The organism is Sulfurospirillum sp. HTRB-L1 (assembly GCF_059415125.1).
In genome coordinates this window covers 467,634-488,401 of record NZ_JCAHZR010000002.1, presented here as the reverse complement: position 1 = coordinate 488,401, position 20,768 = coordinate 467,634, and the positions used below count along the sequence as shown (strand labels likewise).

The following is a 20,768-nucleotide window of genomic DNA, read 5'->3' as shown; positions in this document are numbered from 1 at the left end:
CCCCCATGCGCGATAATCGTTTAATCACAGAACCCATCCCCAAACTGCTCAAAGAGCTTGCTATCCCTGCGAGTACGGGGATTTTATTTAACACCCTTTATAACGTGGTGGATACCTTTTACGCGGGCCTCATTTCCACAGAAGCGGTGGCGGGGCTTTCGGTAAGCTTTTTTCTTTACTTTGCGGTCGTGGGTGTGGGTTTTGGATTTGGCTCGGCCATCACGGCGCTCATTGGCAATGCGTTAGGGAAAAAACGCCCTTTTTTAGCCACTTTGTACGCCCATAAGGGGTTGGTGTTTGTGGTAGTGTTAGGTTCTGTGTTAGCCCTGTTGGGCGCGTGGAGTGCACCGTGGGTGTTGCGCGCGTTGGGGGCACAGGAGAACTACTTGCCTTTGGCACTGACGTATATTCAAACCATTTTGGTGGCCACGCCGTTGTTCATGGGAACCTACGCGCTTAATGCCATTTTGGTGGCCCTTGGCGACACGAAAACCTACCGTAACATGCTTATCGCGGGGTTTTTCTTGAACCTCATGCTTAACCCCCTGTTTATCTACGGTTTTGGTCCTTTGCCTGCCCTTGGCATTGGAGGGATTGCGCTAGCGACGGTGTGCATTCAAGGGGTGAGTGTGGTGTACTTGGGGGTTAAGGTGCGCCAAGTGGGAATGTTTCAGTGGCAGTGCCCACGGTTGTTTTTGCCCGATGTTCGCATCTACCGCACTTTTTTATCCCAAGGGCTTCCGCCAAGCCTTAATATGCTCACCATGTCCATGGGCTCGGTCATTACCATTTACTACGTGGCCCAGTACGGCTACCAAGCGGTCGCGGGGTATGGGATTGCGTTTCGGGTGGAACAAATCATGCTCTTACCCGCCCTTGGCATCAGCTCCGCAGTGCTTTCGTTGGTGTCCAACAACTTTGGGGCCAAACAGTACGCGCGGGTGAAAGAAACCGTCGTGTTGGCCATAAAATACGGCTTTGCCATCTGTGCCCTTGGCGTCGTGCTAGGCTACACGGTGGGCGAGTGGGTGGTTTCCCGATTTGATGCCACGCCAGCGGTGGTGGAGTATGCTATGACCTACTTGTACATCGAGGTGTTTATCTTCTTTGGGTACGTCATCTTGTTTACCTGCGTTTCGACCATGCAAGGCATCAAACAGCCCAAAGTCATCGTCGCGGTGGGACTGTACCGCCAAATCTTTGCTAAAATCGCCCTTTTTTCCATCATCGTTTCGTGGCTACAGATGCCTTATGTGGCCATTTGGATTGGGTTCTTTTTTATTGTCTATTCGGCGGCTGCGTTTATGGGGTGGGTGACATATAGGGCTTTAAGTGCCCGTGTGGTATAAAAATCCCTTACATGTAAAGATAACACAAAGGATGTAAAATGAACGATACCTTAAAGGTTGGAAATGTGACGCTAGGTAGCCGGTTAATCGTAGGCAGTGGCAAATACCCCGACTTTCAAACCACGCGAGACGCGACGTTAGCCAGTGGGTCAGAACTCATCACCGTAGCGGTGCGCCGTGTGAATATCACCAACCCCAATGAAGAGAATTTGTTGGACTATTTTAAAGATACCAATATCAAGCTTTTACCAAATTCCGCAGGATGTACGACGGCCGAAGAGGCCATCACCTTGTTTCGCATGGTGCGTGAAGCTACGGGCATCGACCTTATTAAACTCGAAGTCATCGGCGACACGGCCAAAACCCTCTACCCCGATGTAATGGAAACCCTCAAAGCCTGCGAAGTGTTAGCGCGCGATGGCTTTACCATCATGACTTACACCAACGACGACCCTATCATGGCCAAACGCCTTGAAGATGCGGGCTCTCACGCGGTTATGCCATTGGCCGCACCCATCGGAAGCGGTTTGGGCATCCAAAACAGGTACAACGTGCTGTTTATCAAAGAAGCAGTCAAGGTGCCTGTGATTGTGGACGCGGGGATTGGGTGTGCTAGTGACGCGGCGATTGCGATGGAGATTGGCGCGGATGGTGTGCTCACCAACACCGCCATTGCCCAAGCTGGGGACCCCATCCGTATGGCACGCGCCATGAAGCACGCGGTTATTGCAGGGCGCGAAAGCTTTTTAGCCGGACGCATTTTGAAAAAACCCTTCGCCACCGCAAGCTCGCCCACAGAAGGCCTCATCGAGTTTGGAAGAAGTTAAGAAGTTTTGATTTTGAAAGAAGCTTAAAAGAGGAAAAAGGAGCCTCGCTTGGAGGCTCCTAAGAAGCTAGCCGACGAATGTCTGGCCAGCGTAGAGGATGTAAAAACGTAGTGCCATAACCCCTGCAAGCACCAAGAAAGCGTTGAAGATGATGAAGGCAGTAGAGTGTTTCACGCTGTGAGGCATGACGATATTTAGTCCTACTGGAGCCGCAAGACCAACCCCAAAAACACCTACCCAAAATAAGGTTGCAAAGCCACCCGTTGTTAGTGCCGCCGCCGCGACACTTGCCGCCGCGCCACCTTGGTAGTACATGCCACTAAAAAGGGCAACCAGGATGAACATTTCGGCTAGAATGACTTTAAAGTCTAGCCCGTGTAAGTAGCTAACATTTTCTTCACCGGTAGTGCTTTTGAAGAATATAAGCCCTACGATAAGGTTGGCTGAAATGCCCGCTGAAATACCCGATGCCAAGAAAAGCAGTGGCAAAGTCGGTGTATTAAGTAACGGATAGGCATTCATCGCTGAGAGCAAGAAGCCCGTATATGCACCAACACCTACTGCTAGGATGAGCGTAATCACCTCAAGAAGCTTAGCTTGATTTTTGGCAATATCCGCCAAAGGAGCCAAGAAGCCAAAAGGGCCCTCATCGATGAGCGGTTTTCGGAAAATACCCAAGAAAAAGACGATGATGACAGGAAAGTAAGCAAACAAAGCCAACACCCCGATAGTCATCATGGAACCAAAGTTGTAGTTAATGAGCAATTTCCAAAAATGAAGTGGGCGGGTAAGGTCAGCAATCAAAAGCACTAAGCCCGCACCGATAGTCACGGGCGCAAGAATCGCACCCGCTTTAATGATACCATCCCAAGGAGAACTGTCGTTCCCTTTCATCCATTTAATAACGATTGCTGAAATAATCGCACCTGCTGAAAGACCTGCTAAAAAGAGGTACACTGCGATTGGCCAAGGCCAAACGATGCCGCCGTATTGTACGGTAGATCCCCACATTGGACTCATGACTGAATTCCTCCCTTCTTATTAGGTACGATAAACATTTTTGGCTTCGTGCCAAGGCTCTCTTTTTGGCGGTATGTAACGCGCTCAGAGAGGGTTTTGCTGATCTTGCTTGTTGGGTCATTGATATCACCAAAGACAAGCGCGTCGGTGGGACATACGGTCACACACGCAGGCTCTTCGCCGCGTCCAAGGCGTGTCTCTTTACAAAAGGTACACTTATCAGGTGCCTTGTGTCCAGGATGTACATAACGGGCATCATAAGGGCACGCCGCGTTACAGTATAAACAGCCCACACATTTATCAATATTGACCAAAGAAATCCCATTTTCATCAATGTAAGAGGCGCCAGTAGGGCACACTTTTACACAAGGTGTGTCATCACAATGGACACAGGATTGGCGGTGAAATTCAAACAACATATTCCCATTGGCAAGCTTTTTGGGCCCATTGACCCATACTTGCAAACGATAGACGCTCTCAGGGATGTCGTTTTCTGACCGACACGCGATATTACATGCTTGGCAACCGATGCACAGATTTTCATCGTGAATCATTCCATATTTTTTAGCCATGACTGTTCCCTCCCTTATACTTTTCTAATTTTGACGCCAACAACATGCAAGTCCATACCGGAATTTTGTCCAGTAAAGGAGGGGTATAGCGCGTTGCTATGAATTCCCTTGCTATGGTGACGTAAATTTTTGCTTATGTGCCCAAATCCCATATAGGCAAACACGGTGTCTTCACGAATACCTTCTGTGACCAACGCTTTGCCGCGCTGTGCAGAGTATTTGTTGTACAGTTCGATATCATCACCATCTTTGATGCCAAATTTTTTGGCAGTATTGGGGTGAATCCATGCACCAGCGTCGCTTTGGAGGTTGTTAAGCCATACGTTGTTGCCGCCTGCACCATTGGTGCGCACAGCAGACTTTCCATTGATGAAATACAATTCGTCAGACTCTTTGTATTTGTAGGGGTTGTATTTTAACCCGCCTGTGCCAGAAACTTTTTCAAGTTTTGGGCTAAAAAGTTGAATCTTCTTAGGAAGGTCAAAGGTGCCCTCTTCGTTGACTTTGGCAGCAGCTCCTGGGAATTGCTTGACAAACTTAGCAACACTCTCTTTTTCCTGAAGCATCAACGGAACGCCGTAGCCTTTTAAGCCTTTGAGTTTTAGCTCTGCTAAAAGATCAACGTTGTCACCTACTTGTTGCAAGCGGTAATCCTCGATGTCTTTCCATTGGAAGTAGTCACTAAGATTCATTTTGGCGGCAAGTTCTTTGGCAATCATCCATGTGGGCTTAGAGTTTCCAACAGGGTCAACCACTTTTTGGCGGCCAATGCTGTAGCTTGGGTTCTTGCCTCCGCCTGCTGTGAGTTCTTGATCGCGCTCAAGGTAAGTAGTGTCTGGAAGAACAACATCAGCAAACCATGCGGTGTCAGAAACTTGATAGTCTACTGCCACAATCAAATCCATCGCCTTCATACCCTTTAAAACGGTGTCTAGGTTTGAATAGTTCATGACAGGGTTATTACGCGCAATGAACCATCCATGGATTTTATAAGGAACGCCAGGAAGTTCTTCTAAGGCTGCCTTGGGAACCAATGTCGTAATCCCCTGTCCTTTACTGGCTAAGAAAAATTCAGAATCTTCTTCGCCAATGCGGTCAATGCGTGGCATTTCAATCTTGGGATACGCCGGTGATTTTGGTTTCTTGAGCCCTGGTGCTTTGGGGTCTTCTTCGCCCAAGAAAGAGTTGTAAAGGCTTGCACTTTTAGGGAAGTAGTAGCCGCCGTCTTTTTCCACAGCACCCACAAGTGCGTTGACCATCATCATGGCGCGACGCAATTCAAGCTCTTGGGCTGAAAGGGTAACACGGTGGCCATAATCAAAGATAGCCCTAGGAGCAGCCGCAGCAAACTCACGGGCAATACGGCGAATGGTATCTGCTGGAATGTCGCACTCAGAAGCCATTTTTTCAGGGGTATATTCAGCCACAGACGCTTTAAGTTCTTCAAAGCCTACGCAGTTTTTCTCTACGAATTTTTTGTCGTACAGGTTTTCACTAATAAGTACATTGATAAACGCTAGCACAAACGGATAATCATGCCCTGGTTTAATGGCATGCCATTCGCTTGCTTTAGCAGCCATAACAGAAAGCCTAGGTTCAAAGGTTACAACCTTGGCTCCCTTTTGCATCGCACTCATGTATTGGCGAGCGTAGGAGATAACAATGCCTTCAAAGACGTTGTGGCCCATGTTGATGATGTATTTGGCGTTAGAGAAGTCGCGGTTAACACCGCTGCCATAAACATCTTTACCTGACATGCCATAGGCTAATGGACAGGTTGCTTCATGGCCAAAAATATTGGGTGAGCCATAAGCTTGCGCCAAGTGGTGAAACCAAACTTTTGTCCATCCACTGCGCGCAGTAAATGCCATGGTGTGGGCCCCATATTTTTCTTTTATTTCGTCCATTTTTTTTGCAATAAAAGTGTAAGCTTCGTCCCAACTGACTTCCTTCCACTTTCCTTCGCCCCGCTCACCTACACGCATAATAGGGTTCACTAAGCGCATTGGATCGTACAGCTGATTAAAGCCTGAGCCTCCTCTAGCGCACACCCTTCCCCCGCGACTCCTGTCGTTGGGATTGCCGCGAATAAAGACACCTTTTCCATCTTCTACGCGTGCTTCGATGGTGCAAGAACTGGTACACATTTCGCAGATACTGGGTACAAATTTAGCACTCCCAGTGACGGCTTTTTGGTCCTTGCTGAGTGCGCCAAGCGTCCCTGGAATGGTCGAGAGACCAACCGCAGCCGCTGCTCCGGAAGAGAGCTTTAAAAAGCCTCTTCTACTAAGCGTTTGAGTCATTTTTCATCCTTTTCTAAGATATGATGGTGGCATAGTAGACTAGCTGCGTAAACTGAGCGTAAATTCTTAATCTAAAAAGTTAATTCGTCAAAATAATCGTGCTTTTTGGCGAAAGATAGACTAAAATAGTAAGATATTTTCGTCAGCTACTAAAATCCTTGACAAAAAAATTTAATTTGTCTAAAATTACGTCCTCAAAACGTCTGCGGGAAATGTCGTCCCGATTTTCGGGGTGTAGCGCAGCCTGGTTAGCGCACTTGGTTTGGGACCAAGGGGCCGAAGGTTCGAATCCTTTCACCCCGACCATTCGTTAAGGCTTTTTGAGATGGTGAGTGTAGCTCAGTCGGTTAGAGCATCAGGTTGTGGTTCTGAGGGTCGTGGGTTCGATCCCCATCACTCACCCCATTTTTTCTAAAGCGCGTTTGCGTTCGTAGCTCAATTGGATAGAGCAACAGACTTCGGATCTGTAGGTTATAGGTTCGACTCCTATCGGGCGCACCATTTTAACGCTTCAGTCGAAAGATGCGCTCGTAGCTCAGTTGGATAGAGCAACGGCCTTCTAAGCCGTAGGTCTCAGGTTCGAATCCTGACGGGCGTACCACTGAAATGTTCTTCTTTTTTATGTGCGGATGTGGTGAAATTGGTAGACACGCCAGACTTAGGATCTGGTGCCTGACGGTGTGGAGGTTCGAGTCCTCTCATCCGCACCACCCCTATTTTAGGGGCTTCACTGAGATTTCAAAATCTTTCTCTTTATCTTCATACTCTTCAAAAGTACACATTAGGGTACACATTTAAAATATTAATGCCATAATCAACATCTTCTCAAGTTTATTTTATTAAAATGCATTATTCGGAAATTGATTTATTTTAAACAAATAGTGATTGGATAATATTTTGAAAAATATTTTGCGAGACTCAGAAGCCTACAAGGAAATAGAAAATTTTAAGGGGTATGAACTTACTCATTGCATAGCATATGAGATGGGAATGAGAAATGCTGAAGTTCAGATGATATTACATTTAATGGACGCTCTCGGCAAAATTCATAAATTACTTTCGACTGATGAATCTTCAGTAAAAACTAATTCCCCTTCTTGGAAACACTTGATAAATATACTCTTGTTTTCCAGAAAAAAACTCGACGAGTACGACTATTTTTCGCACTTTAAAAATTCATCCCCTTTTACAAGCATGAGGGGAATATCAATGACATATCTCGCTTCTTTTTCTCTACTACTGGAAGAGGGGTACTACATGTATCACCACAATGGATGCGTTGTGCCTCCTGACCTGCAAGAATACATAAATGATGAATCTTTTTTCTTTAGCACTGACACAGAAGTAAATAGCTTTATATCCAACAAAATTTTTCTTGAAAGTGTAAAACAAAGGGATGATTCTCCTCGATATAAAGAGAATTTTATTACAAACAATGATGGCTATGCTTTATATCAAGCAGGCTATGAAGATACTGATTATTTTGCAATAAATAAAGTTATGACTAATTTTAAAAGAAGAATGCGCGAAGTTAATCAAATGCAAATAGTCATAAATATCTCACTGCCTAAAAAAGAGATTTTAGAATTTGTTAGCAAAGTTAAAGATGATCATGACGCCAAAAAAACTGGAATCAAAAATCCATATGAACTCTTAAGCCAAGAGTATGATCTTGATTTTCAAGAATTTAAGGACATGACTCAGAAAGAGTGGGCCGATTGTTTTTTTATTTATGACTATTTTTCAGAAAGCAAAGATGAGCAGAAAGCTACAACGATGCAAAAAATACAAGAAATTTTAACAGAATACAATGGTGTAAAAGTTTTAAAAGAAGACACTGAGATAAAAAAGGATAAGAACAAGGGTGATAATTCTAAGTTTAAAGTTATCTCATACTCAGAATTTCGTGAAAAGAATCCTGAGTTTAAAAATGGAAAATGTATCGATACAATCTACAACACTAGTCGTGTTGACCATAAACCATTTTATAGCATTAAAACAATTGAAAGTAGACTTGCGCTCATGAAGGTGTTTATTGAAGACTTGAAGTATAAAACCTTGGTTATTAATTAAGACACCAGTCATTGGGCAATGCTACCTGCCGCACCACCTAAGTACAAATTTCTTTCAAAAAACCTACCCTGAAGCCATTGCTCAGGTCGTAACATTTTTCCATAATAATATTATTGTGTTTATCATGCGTGTTTTTTGCTTTAAAGCCAAATGCTTTACCATAATATCTTCCAATCATAGTATCAGATGCATTAGGCCTTAAAAAAGCGACCTTATATATCAAAATAGCCAGTCTCGCAGTTAGTTTTTTTTCTTTAATAAAAAAAACTATGGCATTCTTGTAGTTATAAGTAGTATCGGTTCTGCTACTATTATAGGAATTTATTTTTCGATATCTAGGAGCTAAATTATTCCTAGGAAGGGCAAAGCGCAAAAACATTTCTATAGTGCTGGGTTCTTTAATTATTTCCAAGGGGTCCCTTCTTTTTATATAAAAATAATTTTCATAAGCCCCATGGATTTCATTATAGTCTATGGCCGGGGGATTCGATACATCACTTACAAAATTTTCTGAATTAAAACCATTTTCTCCTGTTATATCCATCCAATTGATCAACAGTATAGGGTGCTCACAAGCAATTTGCTCAACATCCAATAAAAAACTGTTTGTGTAGAGTACTAGATTTCTGCGCGATTGAGTTGCCGATGAAATAATAGCTGCGGAATTATCAACTCTTGCGATTTTATAACATTTTTCTGAGAAATTCAGCAATGAAAAAACTTCCTCAATTTTAGAGACCTCAGTAGTTTTAAGAAATGCAAATAGTAGAATAACTTGATTATACTCCTTTTCTTTTATTGTAGTGAACCAATTTTTCATTAAATCATACTCGCCTTTATTTGAAATTTTTTTACACAATTCATTCATGTGCTCATGCTCCCTAGATAGATTTTAATAAATTTAGTTCTCTTTAAATACGCTCGATATAGTGTTAGCTTCCAAATATCTAATAAGCTCATTTCTAGCAATATGTATTTTCGATGCTATTTTAATAATTGCCAGCTTGTTGCTAGATATTAGTTTTTTAGCCGTACTTACTTTTATTAAACGCATCTCCTCAATTTCTTTTAAATTAAATAATACGCCTTGAGGAATAATTTCTTCATATGTTGATTTCATTTGCAAACTCCTTTTCTGTTTACTGGAAGAATTATACAAAGACTCATATTTTCGAGTAGGAAAAAAAAGGGGGTGATTTTTTTCTCATTCATAAAATCACCCAAAAGTCTGTTTTAACTAGTTAAAAAGAAGATTGAACTAGTTAAAAAGAAAAACTGGGCCACCAAGACACATACTCTAAGGCCAGCATATAAGATAAGCTTACAAATTTACCCGATTCTTTGACTAGAGTTCCTCATCGCCTTCGTCTTTTAATCCCAACTTTTTTCAATCACATATTACAACTATAGCTAAGGCAGTTCCCCCGCTTTAGACTATCCCCACAGGAGGAAATACAATGGATTGGAGAAAGAGAATACAGCACCGTAATGAGCTTCCCTTTAGAGTTCCTACATGGAAGTTTATGTGGATTCGTTTTGTGAGGTACTTCCAAACAAAGCTCACCCACTGGAGGCGTTAAAGATGGAAAATTGCTTACACCACCCCTTACATGTAAACCAGCCCAAGAGGAATATTCCTCTTGAGGATTGGCTTGACTCCCTTGATGCGCCTAGCGAAGAGGAGATTATGTATATGGAGCAAGAGTTTAAAATGTCCCTTCAAGACAAACGCTCTCTCCCACTCTCCCCTTCAAATACCACAGATTACTGTCCCCTCAAGGAGGCATAATGGTTCCTATGTCGGTCATATTATCTGCGGTAATGGCTGTTGTTGCTATCTTAAAAGAAGCCCTTGAAAAAAATGGCAAGTAGCTGTTTTTGCACCCCATGCAAAAGGATTAAACCATGCAAATTACCCCCTTAACAAACGAACAGCTCTATGGCTGCGCTCCTTCAATCTTCTCCGAGACACCCATTGAGGGTGTGTCGGACAGGTATGCTTTTGTACCCACCTATTCAGTGTTAGATACATTCAGAAATGCGGGCTATTACCCCATCATGGCAAGCCAAAGCCGAGTGCGCAATAGCCTCAACCAAGGCTACCAAAAACACATCGTGCAGTTTCGTAGCCTTGATAATCTCCTACGACCAGATGCCAAGGAAGAGTACGCAGATATAGTGCTTACCAATTCCCACAACAGAACATCCTCATTCATTGTTGATCTTGCTATTTTTCGTATAGTGTGCGCTAATATGATGGTCGTGCCCTCACACACTTTTTCCCACCACTCCATCATCCATGCAGGATTTAACCTCGAAAAAGTCCATCTTGCCATTGAGGAAGTAACTTCCCATATGTCCCACATGGACAAAGAGATTGCCCAGTTTAAAGCCATTGAACTCTCCAATTCCGAACAGCATTCTTTCGCAAAGGCTGCTGTGGATATTCGTTTTGATAGGGATATTCACACCGTAGATTTCATGGAGCTGTTGCGTGTACAACGGGAAGAGGATGATAACCCTTCCTTGTGGAGTGTCTTTAACCGTGTTCAAGAGGCAGTCATTAGAGGTGGCGTAAAAGGAAGCAACAAGACCACAGGTCGCCCCTTTACCTCAAAGCCCATTACCGCTATTGATGCTAATTTGAAAATCAACAAAGAACTCTTTCTCACAGCGCAAATGATGGCTAATCTAAAAACACTGCCTTTGATGGCTGCATAAGGAGGCGTATATGAAATTGGTCAACTACCAACTCCAAACCCACATTGAGAGCTTATCGGGAAGCAAGTCCACCCAGTTCTTCACCGACTATGTGCGCTCCATCCTCCAAGACACCTCCAAGCCTTACTACCGAAGGGCTGATTATGTGGGGTTGTCGCTACAGGAGCTAAAAGAAAAAATAGATGCCTTGCAAGAGGATATCAAAGAGTTACAACAGCTCAAAAAGAGGCTATCAGACTCCTTTGATACCGCCAGAGAACTCATTGCCACCCTCTTTGTGGAAAACGGCATAGACCGCATAGATGGCAACATCATCAGCTCGCTCACCCTTGCCAAAGAATCGGTAAAAACAGAAACCTCTATCAAGGTGCTTGACCAAGAAGCAATCATGCGCCTTGGATACATTAAGTACCAACCAGACTTAGAGGCAGTAAAGAAAGCGGTGATGGAAAAAGAAGGAATGGAAGAGCTAGGAGCTTATGTCTCCGTAGAGACAACCACCGCCACAACACCCGCTCGTGTTAAAGTCAATGTAAAACGCACCAGTGCTACCACCCAAGCAGACGAACTGTTGCGCCTTACCCAAGCAGCCTAAAGGAGAATCGATGTTTACCCAGTCCCAACACAGCATCTTGCGCCAAGAGCTTGATGCATCACGTATTAAAACCCGCTCAAAAGGAAATGTTGACCTCTCCTATTTGGAGGGGTTTGACATCATAGACACTGCCAATAGAATCTTTGGCCATGGCAACTGGAGCTATAAAATAACATCCCTAGAGGAAGTTTCCCAAGAACCCAATGCTAATGCCAACACCGTTGTGTGCTACAAAGCAGTGGTGCGAGTAACCGTATGGGAAGAAGAGCATGTAGCATCCATCCACAGGGAAGATGTGGGGTTTGGTACAGGTATTGCCAAAATGCTCAGTGATGCCCACGAGGGCGGAGCCAAAGAAGCCGTCACCGATGCCATCAAAAGAGCCTTGCGTAGCTTTGGCGCACAGTTTGGGAATTCCCTCTACGATAAAAGCAAACACCACCACACCCAAACGCAACCCTCCAACCACACACGCCCTCTTGTCCCACAAGAGCACACAAAGCTTACCAACCTTGGCTTAACCGTCATGGAGCAAGGACAAAACCTAGTGGTTATTGGAGAGGATATCTTTAGCAAAAGAGACACCATTAAAGCGTGCGGGTTTAAGTGGGATGGTGTCTCTAGGCTTTGGTATAAACCCAAAGAACAGCAAGCAGCCTAAGATGAAAGAGTTCATACCACAAGCGCTCCTTAGCACCATTCCAAACCTTTACGATACCCAAGACCAAGAAAACCCCCTGTGCCATGTCAAGCTCTTTACCCCTGATGGGAATTGGACATGGTTTATCATCGAGCTTTTTAAAGATGATATGGACACATGCTATGGCTATGTGCAAGGACTTGAAAATGAGTTGGGCTATTTTAGCCTCAAAGAGATAGGCGGGGTTAGAGGACTGTTTGGCTTGGCTGTTGAGTACGACACCGCTTTTACGCCCACTCCCTTATCTCTTCTTTTATCTAAGCACACTCACCCATGAATACCCTCTCTACTAAAACAGCCTTTTATCACTACATTGCACAAGAGGCAAAAAAGGACTTCAACGGATGGACGGAACAGGGGTTGGAGTTTTTGCTCTCTCAAGAAAGACTTAGCAGAAAACTTAGGAAAAAAGCACAACGCATACTGCTCTTGGCGAAGAAGTGATTCTTTGCCAAGGGTGGCTAGCTGTGTGTTTGTTTTTTCCCTAACTTTGTATATCTTATCCCACTATAAATCATCGTAAAATCAGAACTATTTAAATTCTGTATACACAGTTTATTGGCCATATTCAAAATCATCCATTTTAGGTTATTAATATTATTAAATAATTAATAATAGATAAATCATAGATATAGAGCAATGACTTATCGTAGATATATTCTTTAGAGTATTGCATAGAGATAGCCTTGAGACCTTCATTCATGAATAGCTCAAATAAAAATATCTGTATACATACCTTTTATTGAAATAAAACAAAAGGATATGAAATGTCAAACAGTAAAATGGTTAATAAAAGACTAGAAAGCACAAAAGGGTACCTAGAAGCACTACAAGCTAAGTACTCAAAGCTGCTTGTGTTGCGTGTGGATTTAAGCTATAAAAAACCATATAGCGATAGTATTACATTGGATGAGGCCAATAGGGATCTTAACAGGATGTTCAATAATCGAAGAGGTAAGCCATTGCTCTTTGAGGATCAAGTTGGCTATATGTGCTTAAAAGAACAAACAGAAGATAAAGGTATTCATTTCCATACAGTGTTCTTGTACGATGGTAACAAAGTGCAAAAGGATGCTTATTTAGGGGATAGGATTGGTGATTACTGGAGAGGCTTAACGAACGACAAAGGCAGCTACTTTAATTGTAATCGCCAAAAATACGAGTATGAGGGATTGGGTATGCTAAATCACACAGATGTGCAAAAGCGAGAGGTTTTAGATAAATATGTACTATCGTATCTTTGTAAAGACGATGAAAACCAAAGTATTGAGTCTGTAAAAAGCAACAGTAGAGATAGGGCGTTTGTAAGAGGAACTATGCCAAAGGAGAAGAAGAAAGCAGGAAGACCAAGAGGCAAGTAATATGTTCTATAAATAGCCTTTAAGTGGGCTATTTTACAGAAAATACAAATTTGATAAAAGTGGAATAAAGCCTATAAATAAGGTCTTCTATGGGCTATTCCAAGCTTATTCTGGCGGCTATTGAAATCCTAAGTAAAGCATAAATGCTCAGCGAAATATTCTTTATGAGAAGGCTATACTCTGCTTGTGCAAAGAAGAGCAAAGCATTGACCCGATAAAAACGAGCGAGAAAGATAGAGCGTTTGTGCGAGGGGCTATTTCGAGGAAGAATAAGAGAGCGACAGGAGTGAAATACCCGTAGACTTCATCAGACACAAAAAAGATAGATAATTTCATTTAGAAGCGTTTGCTCATAGATGGTATTAGTATATTGGGGCATGACTCTTGCGCGCAGTATGGCTGTAGATATTTTTAGAAGACTAATATTTAAACCAAAAAATTGGGTCGATAAAAAGTAAAAAATTCTTTAAGGTTTAATGTCCAAAAATAGAGATTTTATTAAAGATATGTTACCATAAAACAAAATTACATATTATTGGGATTTTATAAGTTAGTATTGCGGCATGAGAGATGTAGAGTTAAGTAGAATAGCTGGAATATCTATATAGCCATCAGAAGGTGGAGAATCTTGAATAACTGTTACAAAAATTTATTGACCTATTAAATAGTCCCGCTTGATTTTTAATAAAGAGACTCGAGATGGTCGAGGAGATAAAAGAGATGAAAGGTATTTAAATGAGGCTATTAGGAGCAGAGGTAGATGCGGCTAATGTAGGAAAAATTATTAAGGTAAGTGGATTAGAAATTAGTTATACGAAGTTGAATAAATATATTAAGAGTAGTATTAATGAGCTATAGGGAAAGTCCGATACCGTTTAAGTGCGACCACAAGAGCTGGTTCTCTAGTGCTTTAGACTATCTTAACATCGCCGAGAGCAGCGGATGGCCTGACGCTTTTGGAGAGGCATTTAGAAATTGGTATTCTTCTTCGGTCAAAAAAGAAATCAAGACTTTAAGTCTGTTTAGCGGTGGTGGAGGCCTTGACATCGCTTTTCATGACATGGGGTTTTCCATTGTTGAATGTGTTGAAATAGAAGAGAAGTTTGTAAGGACCCTGAAGAAAAACGTTGAGAGTGGTCGACTTGGTCGTAGTGTCATAAATTGTGTAGATATTCGTGACTATAGTTGCTATGCTGGCGATATCGATTTTATTATTGGCGGACCGCCTTGCCAGACTTTTTCTGCGGCGGGTGCTAGAGCGGCGGGTGTGTGTGCCCTAGATGACAATCGAGGAACACTGTTTGAAGAGTATGTAAGGTTACTAAAGGCCCTCAAGCCAAAAGGTTTTCTGTTTGAAAACGTTTATCGTATAGTTGGGGCACAGGGCGGGAAGCCATGGGAGCTAATTCGCAGTGCTTTTAATGGTGCTGGTTACAATTTATTTTGGAGGATTCTAGACTCAGCAGACTTTGGTGTTCCTCAACATAGAGAAAGATTAATTATTGTTGGCATCATGGATGGCGACTACAAGTTCCCGTATCCAACACACGGCCCAGATTCAAAAGACAACCGTCCATACTATACAGCTGGAGATGCTATCATGGATATTCCGAATCCGAGAAAAGTACCCGCGATTAATGGAAGACATGGTCATCTCCTGGAAGATATTCCGCCAGGCTTGAACTACAGTTTCTATACAGAAAAGCTTGGACATCCGAATCCTATTTTTGGCTGGAGAACAAAATTTTCTGATTATCTGTATAAGGCTGATCCAAAAATGCCCATTCGCACGCTCAAGGCTCAAGGCGGTCAGTATACTGGCCCATTTAGCTGGAAGAACAGACATTTTTCACTAGATGAGCTAAAGAGACTCCAAACATTTCCCGATGATTATGAATTATCTGGAAATCGACAAACGGCAATTCACCAGCTTGGCAACTCAGTTCCGCCACAATTTGGAAGAATTCTTGCATTGTCAATTCTCAATCAAGTCTTCAGTGTTCCACTTCCGTTTAAAATCGAATATCTTGCAGAAGGAACACAACTCGGATTTAGGGCTAGAAAGTCTAGTTTAACAAAACTCTATTTTAAAAAAGCTGCACAAAAGCTGGAGCAGCTAAAGTCTAGTGGTCGCTTTGATGTGGAACAAAGTCTTTCATCTTTTAAGAAAGAAACTCTATGGGTCTCTTTCGCCAATGACTTTTCTTTTAAAGTACTCAATACTGAGTACAAGGGTTCTGTTGCCATGTTTTGCAGACGAGACAAGAAGAAGTTGTATATTTCAACTACTGAGAATGGGGACTGCGATTTGGAACTAGTTATTTCTGTTTCCAAAGAAATAGCCTCTATCCTTGGTGTTGACAATATTTATTTATCAGCAAAGTGCGACCGTTCAGAAGTGTTGACTTTATTGTGGAAGTCGCTAGAATATCTTGTTAGTAAGCATGCGTATAAAGAAGATTTGGTGCAGCTATTCGGTTATTATCAACACAGAGGAAGTTTTTCTGTTAAGTGCAATATTTCCAAACACCTTGAGTCCGATTCTGATGTGTTTTGGCGCATTGTCAGACGGCTATCTGAGGGGCTAGGTGTTGGCCAACAGATTCATGAAGATGATCTTACATCCATTTTTCAAGTTAATAAGGATTGCCTTTATTTAACACTTGTTAGGCTAAAAGCACTTGCCTTTGAAATCAGAAGCAATAACACAAATCCACAGATTAATAGGGGTTATTTTCTTATCCCTTATGTATTCCCGACACTCAATAAAAGAAGTCTTCAGAGAAAGACGAAACTATTATAAGGTGCAAAATGAGTAATGATTTGATTTTTCTTAAGGTATTTGAAGATAGATCGGAACTTGTCCGCAACGACAGAACTGAAGTTTTTAGAGAGGGTGCTGTTGATGAAGATGCTAGAGCTAGATCAAAAACGATAAAGGATGCATTTAGCTCCGGATACCTCGATAATCTAATTAATGACCTTTTGTTAAACAGAGTCACAGTCTCTCGGTTAAATATCCATACAAGGGGACTTATAGATTCTCTCGTTGGCTCCATTACAAGCGAGGTTGGCAGAGCATTGGTGGCACTGGCGGTTATGCAGCTAACCATCAAGTCAATTGAGCCAGCACAGAGCATAAGATTGCACAAAGGGAGCAGTTCGAGAGGTCATTTTTCATGGAAAGATGGTATTTCAATGAGAGTGCTGGACAAGAATTTTGTCACACCTATTCTAAGAAAATACGGACTTCTTAGGCTAAATGCAGACGGTTTTATGATGACAAGGAGCTTGGCGGAGAATTATCCGTATTCAAAACTTTACAAGGCGCAATTGCGAGGAGCTAGAGATGAGTGGCTAGAACTAGTTGAACTCATGGAGTCAGATGGTTTTGATTCAAAGAGTACACTATCTTATGTTCTTTCGCTATTGATTAATAGTGCAGAAGATTTCACCAATTCCGTTGATTTATTATTAGAATTGTTAAGGCAATTTAACGATAGCACTCCCAATTTTTTGAAAGTGTACTCACTAATCGAAAAACACATTTCAAAGTCAAATTACTCTGCGAGATTATTCGAAGTTGCTATGCATGCTGCTTGTCAAGCAGCTATTGAAGAAAATCTACTTGCTGGATTGGAACTGAGGCAATTGTCGCAAATGAGATCAGCAAATAAGAAGCATGGAAATATTGCAGATATTGAACTGCTGGATGGACATGAAATTGTAGAGGCCTGGGATGCTAAGTATGGAAAAAGTTATCTTCGCGATGAGCTTGAGGAAATAGCCGAGAAGATACTACTGCATCACTCGGTAAATCTCATAGGATTTGTTTCCTCGGTATCGCCAGATGTGAATTCTGAGATAGTGACCAGAGCCAAAGATATATCTGAGCTTCACGGGGTTGAAGTGCGTTTTCTTTCATTTAAAGACTGGATAGATAGATTTTGTAATGCTTCTAATAAGTCTGGGGGCTCTGTTGATGTTTTTGGGAGAAAGTGGTTTACAGCATATGCAGAGTCGTTGGCTCAGATAAGGCGAGATATTGCGCCCATTGACGAGCCTTGTCATCTATGGGTGAAGGAATTAGGCGAATTGCTTAAAATTGAACTAGAATAATTTCCATCGACTTGAGCAAGTAAAATCAGCTACGCAACTTATATTATCTAACCCTCTTAAAAAAATCATCCAATGACTCAGCGGCAACTTCTTGTCGGACTTTAGAATAGCGCTTGGTCACACCGATGGAGGTGTGGCCAAGCACGGATGCCACTTGCTCCAAAGTTTTTCCATTAGACACAAGTGTCCCTCCTATAATGTGGCGCAAGTCGTGAATTCGCACAGGAACTCCTACTTTTTCTAACACTTTCTCCCAGTGGTTTCTCACAGTTCCTTTGTTCATTTTTTTATCTTTATTTGTTAAACCGTGAAAAATGAAGCCGCTTTTTTGGATACCCATGGTTTCGAGCGTTTTTATCAAGTCATCACTAAGTTTATAGGTCATAGGTTTTCTAACTTTGTTATTCTCAAATCTAATAGTATAAGTATGATTATCAATATTAATATCACTCCACTGTAGGCTTAGTACCTCATTTAGCCTTCTACCATGAGATAGCCAAACAAATATACTTCTAAAAGGCTCCACAGGATAGCTAAACAGCACATCGTATAGTTTCTTTGTCTGCTCATCCGTAAGGTCAATGCTCATCTGGTTATCAAACTTTGGTATTTGTATAAGCTCCGCAGGGTTTATGGCAATAGTGCCATCCAGCACATAGCGCTTAAATAAAGGGCGCATTGTCTCCTTGATGGACTTCGCAGTACGAGGGCTTTTTCCGATGTCCAACATCTCGTTAACAATGTTTTGAAGTTGCTTAGTTGTGATTTTATCTATAGAGGCTTTTGCAAGGGCGGGTTTTGATAAAATCCATTTGTTGACAGAAAGAACATATGACTCTAATGTGTTTGCAGAAAGTTGATTCTTTTTTATTTCCACAAAATCATCCCATGCTTGCTGAAGTGTGGGGATTTTGATTTTAGTCTCTTTATGCAGTCCTTCTTGTAGATTTTTAAGTAGGCTTTCTCTTTTTGAAGAAACCTCTCTTAGCGCCTGAAGGAAAGTAATTTTTTTAGAAAAATTGAATGTCTTTTTGGTTTGAATTCTAACACCGCTTCTGTTCACATGAGTAACACGGAGAGCGAGCTTAAAGTCTCTTGAAATATAAGTAGGGGCTTTCTGAATTTCACTTCCACCAAAGAGGTCATCATTGTCTATGAAGTATATATTTCTACAGTCGGTTTTGGGTAGATTGACTTTAATAAACTTGTCAGCCATATGAAACCTTCTCTAAGTGAATTAGGGTACACATTAGGGTGCACATTTTTATAAATAATTGTACCTATTTGTAGCTTAGAGGAAATAAATAGAAGCCTATAAAACCCCAATATATAGGGATTTTATAGGTAGTTGTAGCTACTTGTAATTACTTTAAATTCTAGACTTAGGATCTGGTGCCTGACGGTGTGGAGGTTCGAGTCCTCTCATCCGCACCACCTTTTTTTAAAAGGTGACCACAAAACTTCTTTTTAAAACCAATCTTTTTTTATGTTACATTTGTGTTTGGGTCTTTTTGGGTGCCTTACATGTAAGGCACCCAAGGGGCTTATTGCGGACGTCCAGTGGGGGCTTCGGTGCCACCGCCCATGGATTGGAGGGCAAGGTATTTGTCGCCAAAGCGTTTGAGGTTGTCAAGTTCGCGGTCGTATGCGTCGTAGTGGCGCTCTTCATCGGCAACCAACTCTTCAAAAATCTTTTTTGAAACCGAATCAGCGTTCGTGGCACAGGCTTGTGCCATTTTATTGTAATCTTTCGCGCTGGCTTCTTCCATAACAACGGCCATTTCAAGCATCTCTTTAACGTCTTGGATGCGCTTTACGGGGTCTTTGGGCTCCATGCTAACGTCCCCTTTTAAAAATAAAATACGATCTGCTAACTTTTCAACATGTAGCATCTCTTCGATGGCAGTGCGTTTAAATAAGTTAGAAAGCAGGGTGTAACCTTGGTCGTCACAGTGGAAGTGGAAGTACATGTATTGGTGTACAGCACTTAGCTCATCCGCAACGGCGGCGTTGAGTAACTCAATACTTTTTTTATGCATAGAAGTCTCCTTGAGGGTGTAATCAAGCAAGTGTAGCATAATCTCTCTAAGGCGAAATTTACCCACAATACTCTAGGATGTCTCACCAATAAAAGGAATCCCATGCTCCCCTCTTGGAAGCCCCAATACAGTGTCAACCACTCCGAACTCGACGCCCAACACCAAGAATTGTTTCGTTTGGCATTGGATGTGTACACCCTTAGTCCGCAGCGGGCTACCAAAGAAAACATACGTACCTTGCTTAAAAATTTTTACATGTACATGCAAAAACACTTTAAAGAAGAAGAAGCGTACATGCAAGAGATTGGCTATGTGGGGTTTGAAGAACATTGTCTTTTACACGGGAGCATTATTGAAGCCATGAACGGCCTTTTGCAACAAAGCCACTCGTTTTTAGAGATGCAAGCCTCCATGCGAAAGATTGTGCGGGTATGGTTGGTGGAGCATATTTTGGTGCACGATATGCAGTATGAGGCGTGGCGCAAAGAAAAGCGTCGAGAAGCCGCTAAGGTTAAGGGTGTTATCGACGAGGAGATTACACCTCTTTAGCGCCGCAAATCGGGATAAGTTTGTTGAAACTTTTTCACTTTGGGTACAACAACAGCACGGCAATACCCTGCGTCGGGATTGTTTTTAAAATAGTGCCGATGGTACGCTTCTGCCTCGTAAAAAGGCATAGCAGGGACGATGTCTGTGACAATGGGCGCTGAAAATTTCCCTTGGGCCTTTTCTCTTGAGCGTAGCGCGCATTCGTATTGGCGTGGGTCGTGGTAGAAGATGACGGAGCGGTATTGCGGGCCTGTATCGTGCCCTTGTTGGTTGCGTGTGGTGGGGTCGTGGATGTTCCAAAAAATCGCGAGAATCTTTTCGAGGGAAATGACATCAGGGTTAAAGGAGACTTGCACCACTTCTGCATGCCCCGTTTGGCCCGTGCTTACTTGCGCGTAGGTGGCTTCTTCTTGGGTACCGCCCATGTATCCGCTGAGCGCTTCATGGACACCAATCACGTCTTCGTAAACGGCCTCAAGGCACCAAAAACAGCCACCCCCCAGGGTGATAACATCGCAATCCATGAAGTGTCCTTTTAGG

20 protein-coding genes and 5 tRNA genes are annotated in these 20,768 nt (G+C 42.4%); 17 read left to right on the top strand and 8 right to left on the bottom strand.

Annotation, left to right across the window (positions count from 1 at the left end; all coding sequences use genetic code 11):
* The first annotated feature begins 5 nt into the window (after nucleotides 1-5).
* Nucleotides 6-1,349 carry an MATE family efflux transporter gene (locus tag AC5SLM_RS05215; RefSeq protein WP_495249870.1) on the top strand — a complete coding sequence of 448 codons (1,344 nt, stop codon included), beginning with the start codon at nucleotides 6-8 and terminating at the stop codon, nucleotides 1,347-1,349.
* A 38-nt stretch (nucleotides 1,350-1,387) separates the two neighbouring features.
* Nucleotides 1,388-2,176, top strand: coding sequence for a thiazole synthase (locus tag AC5SLM_RS05210; RefSeq protein WP_495249869.1), 789 nt, complete (start codon nucleotides 1,388-1,390; stop codon nucleotides 2,174-2,176).
* Nucleotides 2,177-2,242: 66 nt separating this feature from the next.
* Here the strand turns inward: AC5SLM_RS05210 and nrfD are convergent, their stop codons facing one another.
* From nrfD to phsA, 3 genes are read right to left on the bottom strand one after another with little or no spacing between them, the layout of a single operon-like run.
* Nucleotides 2,243-3,196 (bottom strand): NrfD/PsrC family molybdoenzyme membrane anchor subunit, encoded by a 954-nt coding sequence (gene nrfD / locus AC5SLM_RS05205; RefSeq protein ID WP_495249868.1) that lies wholly within the window; start codon nucleotides 3,194-3,196, stop codon nucleotides 2,243-2,245.
* On the bottom strand, nucleotides 3,193-3,768 hold the full coding sequence (locus AC5SLM_RS05200) for a 4Fe-4S dicluster domain-containing protein (protein WP_495249867.1): 576 nt from the start codon (nucleotides 3,766-3,768) through the stop codon (nucleotides 3,193-3,195). Before AC5SLM_RS05200 ends, nrfD begins: the two co-directional genes overlap by 4 nt.
* Nucleotides 3,769-3,782: 14 nt before the next feature.
* Complete coding sequence (gene phsA / locus AC5SLM_RS05195) at nucleotides 3,783-6,071, bottom strand: thiosulfate reductase PhsA (RefSeq protein ID WP_495249866.1); 2,289 nt, start codon at nucleotides 6,069-6,071, stop codon at nucleotides 3,783-3,785.
* A 228-nt stretch (nucleotides 6,072-6,299) separates the two neighbouring features.
* Between phsA and AC5SLM_RS05190 the strand changes: the two genes are divergently transcribed.
* The 6 genes from AC5SLM_RS05190 (at nucleotide 6,300) to AC5SLM_RS05165 (ending at nucleotide 8,144) form a co-directional block, all read left to right on the top strand.
* Nucleotides 6,300-6,377, top strand: a tRNA-Pro gene (locus AC5SLM_RS05190).
* Nucleotides 6,378-6,399: 22 nt separating this feature from the next.
* Nucleotides 6,400-6,476 (top strand) — tRNA-His (locus AC5SLM_RS05185).
* Between the two features lie 19 nt (nucleotides 6,477-6,495).
* Nucleotides 6,496-6,572 (top strand) — tRNA-Arg (locus tag AC5SLM_RS05180).
* A 23-nt stretch (nucleotides 6,573-6,595) separates the two neighbouring features.
* Nucleotides 6,596-6,672: transfer RNA gene (locus AC5SLM_RS05175), tRNA-Arg, on the top strand.
* Between the two features lie 24 nt (nucleotides 6,673-6,696).
* A tRNA-Leu gene (locus AC5SLM_RS05170) sits at nucleotides 6,697-6,781 on the top strand.
* 187 nt (nucleotides 6,782-6,968) lie between these two features.
* Complete coding sequence (locus AC5SLM_RS05165) at nucleotides 6,969-8,144, top strand: hypothetical protein (RefSeq protein ID WP_495249865.1); 1,176 nt, start codon at nucleotides 6,969-6,971, stop codon at nucleotides 8,142-8,144.
* A gap of 37 nt (nucleotides 8,145-8,181) precedes the next feature.
* On the opposite strand, the gene AC5SLM_RS05160 is transcribed toward AC5SLM_RS05165, so the two are convergent.
* Both AC5SLM_RS05160 and AC5SLM_RS05155 read right to left on the bottom strand, forming a co-directional pair.
* Nucleotides 8,182-9,012, bottom strand: coding sequence for a hypothetical protein (locus AC5SLM_RS05160; protein WP_495249864.1), 831 nt, complete (start codon nucleotides 9,010-9,012; stop codon nucleotides 8,182-8,184).
* A gap of 33 nt (nucleotides 9,013-9,045) precedes the next feature.
* On the bottom strand, nucleotides 9,046-9,264 hold the full coding sequence (locus AC5SLM_RS05155; protein WP_495249863.1) for a helix-turn-helix domain-containing protein: 219 nt from the start codon (nucleotides 9,262-9,264) through the stop codon (nucleotides 9,046-9,048).
* Nucleotides 9,265-9,726: 462 nt separating this feature from the next.
* Here AC5SLM_RS05155 and AC5SLM_RS05150 point away from each other — a divergent pair, with 462 nt between their 5' ends.
* The 8 genes from AC5SLM_RS05150 to AC5SLM_RS05115 all read left to right on the top strand — a co-directional run bounded on the left by AC5SLM_RS05150 (nucleotide 9,727) and on the right by AC5SLM_RS05115 (nucleotide 17,640).
* Nucleotides 9,727-9,933 carry a hypothetical protein gene (locus AC5SLM_RS05150; protein WP_495249862.1) on the top strand — a complete coding sequence of 69 codons (207 nt, stop codon included), beginning with the start codon at nucleotides 9,727-9,729 and terminating at the stop codon, nucleotides 9,931-9,933.
* Nucleotides 9,934-10,049: 116 nt separating this feature from the next.
* Complete coding sequence (locus AC5SLM_RS05145) at nucleotides 10,050-10,865, top strand: DUF932 domain-containing protein (RefSeq protein ID WP_495249861.1); 816 nt, start codon at nucleotides 10,050-10,052, stop codon at nucleotides 10,863-10,865.
* A gap of 10 nt (nucleotides 10,866-10,875) precedes the next feature.
* Entirely contained in the window at nucleotides 10,876-11,460 is a 585-nt protein-coding gene (locus AC5SLM_RS05140) for a siphovirus Gp157 family protein (protein WP_495249860.1), read from the top strand.
* Between the two features lie 10 nt (nucleotides 11,461-11,470).
* Entirely contained in the window at nucleotides 11,471-12,121 is a 651-nt protein-coding gene (locus AC5SLM_RS05135) for a Rad52/Rad22 family DNA repair protein (protein WP_495249859.1), read from the top strand.
* Nucleotide 12,122: 1 nt separating this feature from the next.
* A complete protein-coding gene (locus AC5SLM_RS05130; protein ID WP_495249858.1) occupies nucleotides 12,123-12,437 on the top strand; it encodes a DUF2958 domain-containing protein in 315 nt (104 codons plus the stop codon).
* 490 nt (nucleotides 12,438-12,927) lie between these two features.
* Complete coding sequence (locus tag AC5SLM_RS05125; RefSeq protein ID WP_495249857.1) at nucleotides 12,928-13,521, top strand: YagK/YfjJ domain-containing protein; 594 nt, start codon at nucleotides 12,928-12,930, stop codon at nucleotides 13,519-13,521.
* 847 nt (nucleotides 13,522-14,368) lie between these two features.
* A complete protein-coding gene (locus AC5SLM_RS05120) occupies nucleotides 14,369-16,324 on the top strand; it encodes a DNA cytosine methyltransferase (RefSeq protein WP_495249856.1) in 1,956 nt (651 codons plus the stop codon).
* Nucleotides 16,325-16,332: 8 nt separating this feature from the next.
* On the top strand, nucleotides 16,333-17,640 hold the full coding sequence (locus AC5SLM_RS05115; protein WP_495249855.1) for a hypothetical protein: 1,308 nt from the start codon (nucleotides 16,333-16,335) through the stop codon (nucleotides 17,638-17,640).
* 43 nt (nucleotides 17,641-17,683) lie between these two features.
* On the opposite strand, the gene AC5SLM_RS05110 is transcribed toward AC5SLM_RS05115, so the two are convergent.
* Entirely contained in the window at nucleotides 17,684-18,856 is a 1,173-nt protein-coding gene (locus AC5SLM_RS05110; protein WP_495249854.1) for a tyrosine-type recombinase/integrase, read from the bottom strand.
* A 328-nt stretch (nucleotides 18,857-19,184) separates the two neighbouring features.
* Entirely contained in the window at nucleotides 19,185-19,679 is a 495-nt protein-coding gene (locus AC5SLM_RS05105) for a bacterioferritin (RefSeq protein WP_495249853.1), read from the bottom strand.
* Nucleotides 19,680-19,781: 102 nt separating this feature from the next.
* On the opposite strand from AC5SLM_RS05105, the gene AC5SLM_RS05100 reads away from it, so the two are divergent.
* The gene (locus AC5SLM_RS05100) at nucleotides 19,782-20,228 is read left to right on the top strand and encodes a bacteriohemerythrin (protein ID WP_495249852.1); all 447 of its coding nucleotides are present in this window, start codon (nucleotides 19,782-19,784) and stop codon (nucleotides 20,226-20,228) included.
* Here AC5SLM_RS05100 and msrA read toward each other — a convergent pair.
* Nucleotides 20,225-20,752, bottom strand: a complete 528-nt coding sequence (gene msrA / locus AC5SLM_RS05095; protein WP_495249851.1) for a peptide-methionine (S)-S-oxide reductase MsrA — start codon at nucleotides 20,750-20,752, stop codon at nucleotides 20,225-20,227. The genes AC5SLM_RS05100 and msrA overlap by 4 nt on opposite strands.
* Between the last annotated feature and the right edge of the window lie 16 nt (nucleotides 20,753-20,768).